Raw genomic sequence first — 6,507 nt, 5'->3', positions numbered from 1 at the left:
CGGATTATGATAGATTGCAAGTCAGCGCGCAATTGCACAGTAAAATAGCACCGCCAACGGATGTGCCCCGCGTACCCCATCGTTGATTTTCCGAGACGTTAAGACTTATCCTTTAAAGATCTGAAATGCATCGATAATTATTCTATTATTGAACCTAAAATTGCATTGTGTATCGTTACTCTGACACTAACCATGTTTGTCAAACACCTCCGATAAGTATACGTTATCGAAGCTTATTGATTTCAGACCGCAAATCTGTAAAAATTGGAGCAACGCCGCGCCGCAGAAAGCCCGCTTTCAAGCCCATTAGGGAGTTTTGATCTGTGACCACATCGCCCTTCTTCGCCGTCGAACGCCGCGCCGAAACACTCGATACGATTGCCGCCGTTTTGCCGATGAACCGCCGCGACATGCTGGCCGAGGTTCTGACCGATCAGGATGTCGAGACGCTGCGCCATCTGGTCAATGAAGGCATGGGCGAAAACACGCTGCGCGCCTTGACCTCAGATCTGGCCTATCTCGAAGCCTGGTCGATGGCTGCCACCGGCAATCCCCTGCCCTTCCCGGCGCCGGAAGCCCTGCTCCTGAAATTCGTCGCCCATCACTTATGGCGGTCGCAGCAACGTGAGATCGAACCTGATCATGGCATGCCAACCGACGTGGAAGGGGAATTGCGCCAACGAGGCTTTCTGCGCGTGACGGGACCGCATGCACCAGCAACGGTGCGCCGGCGTCTGGCCAACTGGTCAACGCTGACCCGCTGGCGGGGGCTGGAAGGGTCGTTTTCTTCACCCGCCGTCAAATCCGCCATCCGCCTTGCGGTGCGCGCCCTGAACCGTCCGCGCAGGCGCAAGAGTGCTAATGCGATTACCGTCGATATTCTGGGCAAACTCTTGGCAACCTGTTCCGGCGAAAATCTGACAGCGATCCGCGATCGAGCCATTCTGATGGTGGCCTTTGCCTCGGGTGGCCGTCGTCGCAGTGAAATCGCCGGTTTGCGTATAGAACAGCTCGTCAAACAGACGCCCGTCACCGATGAGGACGGTTCTCCCCTACCCTCACTCGGCATTCATCTCGGTCGCACCAAAACCAGTGGTGCCGATCACGATGAAACTGTCTATCTGACCGGTCGACCCGTCGAAGCCCTGACCCGCTGGCTGGAAGCAGCAAGGATCGACAAGGGCAGCGTGTTTCGAAAAGTCGATCGCTGGGGCAATGTGTCGGTGCGGGCATTGGAACCGAGCGCCATCAACCGGATCGTCAAGCAGCGCGCGCAAATGGCGGGCCTTGATGCCACAGAATTCTCCGCCCACGGCCTGCGCTCTGGCTATCTCACCGAAGCGGCCAATCGTGGCATTCCGTTGCCGGAAGCCATGGAACAATCGCGTCATCGCTCGGTGCAGCAAGCATCCGATTATTACAACAATGCCAAGCGGCGCAGTGGACGCGCGTCGCGGCTGCTTTGAGGTTCAAGAGGGTTCGTCCGATTTCGCTGGTTGTCGAGAATGTTGCTGCCGCGAAGCGCAGCCCACATGATTTTTCCGACCCGATTGCGACCGTAAAGCATGTCGCAAATGACTACTTGGACCCCTAGCTGTAGATCTCCGCCATCTCAATCTGATACCGCGCCCAGGCAATTTTGTCGGTTTCATCGATATCAATCTCGAGATAGTCGTTCCGGACGCGCTTCAGTATTAGGTCGAGGGCTAAGCGCATATCGCATCTCGCCGCTTCTATTCGATCCCAACGTGCGGTCCCGACAGATCCATTTCCGCCCGACATTCGACTACTGAACACGTATCCTTCATTACCAGCCATTTCAGTATAGGCTTGATCTTCCGAGAAGGCTCGTCCCCAAGCATTCAGCAAAGATTCGACCGCTTCGGAGAGGCGGTCATCATAAAGGTGGAATGAGGTGCTGGTTGCTACACCGCGGAAGTGTTCGTAGAACCACAGATTCCGGTGTAAGATATGCTTAGGAAGCATTGAGACCGTCTGTGACACTGCCGGAACATACAGATGCTCCATGAGCCATCGAACCATTTGGACGTCGCGTTGATGTTCAATCTCATGGCGCGAAAGCCCTCGTTCTTGTGCTGGACGTTTTGGATCTTGCTCGATGATATCGCGTAGCGCTTTCTCGACGAGTTTCTCCAATGCAGTGCGCCCTACCTGATCCGACTTATTCGTCATGCTATAATTCGAAACGCGATGCTGTGCGAAGTCGAATGGCACTTCTCCCTTCTGCGGAGATCCGTTAAAGAGCATCACTGTTCTGGCCCAGCCTACGGCCGCGACCCCCAAGCCCAGTTCAAATGTAACGTTCGGATTCGGACAGGGGCGCTCGGCTTCAGTGGGTGTAATCGTGGTGATATCTGCGACTACGATATCGGCTTTCTCTATCTTTTCCCTGACGTTAACAGCAATGTTGGGCGCCCCACTGCTGCAACGTAGAGCTTCATCAATCACGATCTTCATCTCTGGCGACTTATTCTGAATTGCTTTTGCGGCTTTGCGAAGGGCTTCGCGGATGGCATTGCGGTGTGTGTCGGCGCTAAGATCGCTTTGCCAGCAGTTGAAAACTACGACTGTTTTCGAAGTTTCGGAGGCGTTGATCATAGCTCGTCTCTTTTTAAACGATGAAATCTACTGGAACAATCCGGATGGACGACGAGTCGTGCATCCCTAAAAAAGTTTGCATGGCAAGTCTCTTCGATCAATTTCCTACTCAGCCCGCGAAAGCCAGCTTGTACCGAAAGCTTCTGGCGCACTACATTTGCGGATGACCAAAGACTACACCATTGCGGCAGCCCCACCTTGGGCTCCCCTCCGAGAACGACATAAGCATTTCCCGCATTGTCAATTTGTAGGCTCATGCTTGCTTTTTGAACGTATGAATTCTGATTTCACCAAGAAGCTAGTTGCCGGTTGACATCGGTATTCTCGAGTTTGGGCGATCTGCCGAATGTCGCGATATCTTGGAACGGCCCAGATAAACCACGAAGGACCTCGCGGACTTCGGAAGCCGACAAAGCAATGTGCAGCTTGTTGAAAAGTGATATCTGAATTCTTTCATCGTGCGAGTTCTGGATTACTGCTTTAACGAAATCCGACCCGTACATACTCAGTTCAATCGCAGATTTGTCGAGGATGGGACCAACGGCTGCTGCCACTGAAGGAGTCCCAGCGACATATGATGGTTCCATGTCATTGATTAATTGCAGCTTTTGGATGTCACTAATTCCGGTCTGCAAGAGCTTGCTACGGAATTCATCATCGATTATGTATTTATCTTTTTTTGCCAGATAGGTAGCAAAATTAGACGCTACGTACAAAATTTTTAGGTTTGCATCTGGCAGATCTCCGAAGATTTCCGGTGTAAAGCTGATTTTGTGCTCCGATATCAGGATCTTGATTTTATCCGCATCTACCTCTGGAATATAGTTGAAATGCTTCGGGAGCTGACGGACATACGTTTGATAGGTTTGCAAATCTAGAGCGTTATTTCCAACTATAAACCTGCGTAGATCGACAAATGTGTCGTCGCTTGGTATCGGCAGTAACGATAGCGTAGTAGCGGTTTCTTTATCCCGTAGATAGGCTGTAAGCAGGCCTTGATCGTATGCGTCGCTTTTCATGAAGCCAAAACAATTTTCCCACGAGAACTCAATTTGCTTCTCTTCCAAGACCGTTCGATGGAAAGCGGAGGGAAGTCCATCGAAGCCCGAAAGAATAACCGTCTGCTTTTTCAGAAAAGCTTCGCGCAACTCGAACTCAACATCATCACGGTTTAGCACTTCTAACAGAGCCACCACGTCCTCGTCTGTATTCCCCTCCTGCTTGAGAAGAACATCCCTTACGTAAACCTGAAAATCAGCATATATGCGTTTAAGCAATTCCAGGTCGTTTATTTCCTTCAGGGTCGAGAAGTGCCGCTTTTCCAAATCCTCAATTTTCTGCCAGTTGAGAATGTGAGCAACGATGTATCGAATATTGATAAGGGAAATGCGATAGAGACCATTTTCCGCAACAAATGCCAAAGCGGCTGGGAAATCCTCGAGATCACTGATGTCATCAATCTCAACACACAAGGAGCGCAACCGATCGTAATCAAAGTCGATCCCTTCCATGAGAACTTGGCTCGTCCGATCGGATAGAAACGACTGTAGCTTGGCCGAGTTTACCGGTTTCATCAGGATGTCATCCGGCATATAAGCTAAGATACGAGCTGCATGAGATACGCCGTCTGTCTCGGTTAAAGCGACGGCAGCAAAGCTCGGGAGCTGTACGGACAATGATTGTATGAACTTTTCGACCTGTTTGCCTTTCGCATAGTAACTGCGGAAGAATTCACTACAATCAGAAAAGTGCCCCCCTATGAAACTCATCGCACTGGAAATGCGCTGTCTATTGCCAACAAATTCCGAGAGTAAGTGGTCGACAATATACCGATTAAGCACATAGTGATGACCGAAATCTTCGTCCCTCATGGAAGCGACCACTTCGGCAATATTGTCTAATTGGAAATCCGGGGAAGGGGTATTGTAGCCGCGGATCTGAATGAGAAAACGATTGTCATTTGGGGATAAACGTCCCTTATGAAAGAGTGATATGTATTGGTAATATGTATCATCAAGATATCCCTCAAGAATTAGGTATTTAAGCAATTCCCGGTTTTCGCCGACCTCCGCGAAAATTTGTTCAATCAACTCGGCGCTTTCCCGGACAACTTCATTGAACCGACGGGTACGAAGACGTGCGAGCTCTGCCTTTAACTCTCGCAAACGCTTCGCCGAGGTTTCCTTAAATTCCGCCGCCTTAAGACCAATCTCTGCTTTTCTATCGGAAAAACTTCTTGTTGGATCTACTGCGGACTCCACAGGATTAATCGTTGCTTCTCGGTTGTAACCGTTGTGATCGCGGTATTTTATTGAATTTTGAGTAAGCGCCACTTCCAATAGAGTGCTCTCTGGAAGTTGCCCCAAAGGTATCTGCCCGTCTCCAATGAACAAAGACGAGACGTTTGCCGGTAGCTGCTCAAGCAGTGCCATGGCGTATACCCTGCGAAGTTCCGTTTGATCACGCAAAAGCTGCGCGTCTCCTCTCACCAGATTGCTTTCAATTTGAGTTCGTTGAGCGCGGATTTCTGTCTCTATCTTGGAAATATATTGATCATAACGGCCCAAAATCTGCGAAAGCACACCTTCTTGTCGATGCAACTCCGCGAAGTCCTTTGGGATGACATTCTTATAAATTAACACCGCCAAGAGTTTATTCGGATCGAGGAGCCCCTCACTATCAGCCTTTAGATTGTCTGAATAAACGACATATTCGTTGAAAATATTACGGATGAGTCGCAGATCCGTCAGATAACGTGAAACTTCTCGTACGAACTGCTTGTTTAGTCTTGTGTCGAGTTCAACGCGCGTCCCCTGCTCCCAGACCTTGTCGATAGAGTTCGAATGATTGATAATCGGAATAACGGGTACGATAAATTCAAAGAATTTCGTCCGGTCTGTGTTGCCAAAAATATCATCTCTTAGGGCGTATAGAAATCGTACTGGGCGTTTAATTCCTTCGTTGGCATTGATTAATCCATTGATCTCCCGAAGAGTGACGAATATGTCCGGGTTATCAAATCGATCAAGATCTTCGATTATGACCAAGTCGTAGTCCGTGGACTGAAAGAAGTATAAAATCTCGTCAAGATGCCTATTGAGTATAGACTCCTCGTTAGCAGCAGCAGGTGCAATCTGCACATCTTTTAGTGAGATGCCTTTCAGTGAGAGACCAAAGCTGGTCGTGTAAATACTGTGGATGGCTTTCCAGCAGAACGCAGCTACTACAGCGATACAAACGTAGCGGAACCATTTCGATAATTCCCACGGAACAAAAAATGACCCCGACAAAATCTCGGTCTGTTTTCCAAAGATATACCAACCGCAAGCGAAGGCTGCCGTAATCAGCAATGACCATAGAATTGAGAACTGCTTCGGCGTTTGTATTCGCTTGAAGCGGGAGAAAGGCAATTTATCGGCCTCAACGCCATAAAGTATCTGCTGGAGTATGCTCCGTTCGATCTCTTGTTTCGTTACGCGCACCCCTGCTGTATCACCTTCTGGAAGGAAAGAGGCCAGTGAGAGTTGCAGCGGCTTCCCTGGATACCTAACAAGATAAGACTTAATGACGCTGCTCTTACCTGATCCATAAGGTCCAGTGATAGCAATGTTAAGAACGTTGTCGTTGGTTGTAGCGTAATTTAGCGCTTCGAAATAGATTTCCGCGTTGTCTGCGTTTGCGCTCGGCGCAAGATCAACGAATTTGGCTTTCGACGCCGGCTTCGGTGGCTCGCACAACAAACGCCGAACATATTGAATCACGTTCCAAGGTTTCAATTTGCCCCCCAATAAAGCAATATCGTACAGCGTTACCTAGGCGGCGTGGACGAATTTGAGCCAGTATCTTGCGGTAGCAATATGAACCATGCTGATGAAGCTCTCGGCGAGT

3 protein-coding genes are annotated in these 6,507 nt (G+C 49.5%); 1 reads left to right on the top strand and 2 read right to left on the bottom strand.

The window, feature by feature from the left end; translation table 11 throughout:
- The first annotated feature begins 323 nt into the window (after window positions 1-323).
- Window positions 324-1,466 (top strand): site-specific integrase, encoded by a 1,143-nt coding sequence (locus KWJ32_RS27475; RefSeq protein ID WP_256886595.1) that lies wholly within the window; start codon window positions 324-326, stop codon window positions 1,464-1,466.
- A 124-nt stretch (window positions 1,467-1,590) separates the two neighbouring features.
- Here the strand turns inward: KWJ32_RS27475 and KWJ32_RS27470 are convergent, their stop codons facing one another.
- Window positions 1,591-2,619 (bottom strand): hypothetical protein, encoded by a 1,029-nt coding sequence (locus tag KWJ32_RS27470; protein ID WP_256886594.1) that lies wholly within the window; start codon window positions 2,617-2,619, stop codon window positions 1,591-1,593.
- A gap of 287 nt (window positions 2,620-2,906) precedes the next feature.
- Window positions 2,907-6,395, bottom strand: a complete 3,489-nt coding sequence (locus KWJ32_RS27465) for an ATP-binding protein (protein ID WP_256886593.1) — start codon at window positions 6,393-6,395, stop codon at window positions 2,907-2,909.
- Between the last annotated feature and the right edge of the window lie 112 nt (window positions 6,396-6,507).

It is taken from the genome of Ochrobactrum sp. BTU2, from assembly GCF_024539785.1.
GTDB classification, from domain to species: Bacteria; Pseudomonadota; Alphaproteobacteria; order Rhizobiales; family Rhizobiaceae; genus Brucella; species Brucella anthropi.
The sequence above is the reverse complement of the archived record's forward strand: the minus strand, read 5'-3'. Positions and strand labels throughout refer to the sequence as shown.